This window comes from Roseibium denhamense (assembly GCF_009711415.1).
GTDB lineage: Bacteria > Pseudomonadota > Alphaproteobacteria > Rhizobiales > Stappiaceae > Roseibium > Roseibium denhamense.
In genome coordinates, this window is sequence record NZ_SMLZ01000017.1 from 1 (window position 1) to 313 (window position 313).

Annotated in this window: 1 protein-coding gene; it reads right to left on the minus strand. The window is 52.4% G+C overall.

Features of this window, described 5'->3' with window-relative positions:
• On the minus strand, positions 1–313 hold a 313-nt coding region (locus E1180_RS21965), incomplete at both ends, for a hypothetical protein (protein ID WP_196220467.1).

Consider the following 313-nt stretch of genomic DNA (forward strand, 5'->3'; position numbering starts at 1 on the left):
CCCCATCGCTTTTTGTCGTCTGACAGTCCGCATCTGTTGTCGGGCTACACTCCGTTTTCGTTAAAACCGGCGATGTGAAGCTTCTATGGAAAAGATCGTAGGGTTTGCCGTCCGCGTCCAGGAGCAACTCACCATCCTCACTGAGACAGACATCGTTTTTGTCTGTCCCGGTCTGCGCGAAGGCAGAGGCACCATCCATACACTGCTGGGTAATGGGGTTGAAATTTGCGCAAGATGCCCAGTCCACATCCTTGCCGTTGATTGCATAAACCGTCCCGACAATCGTGTACCCATCGAGAACTTGTATCGGATC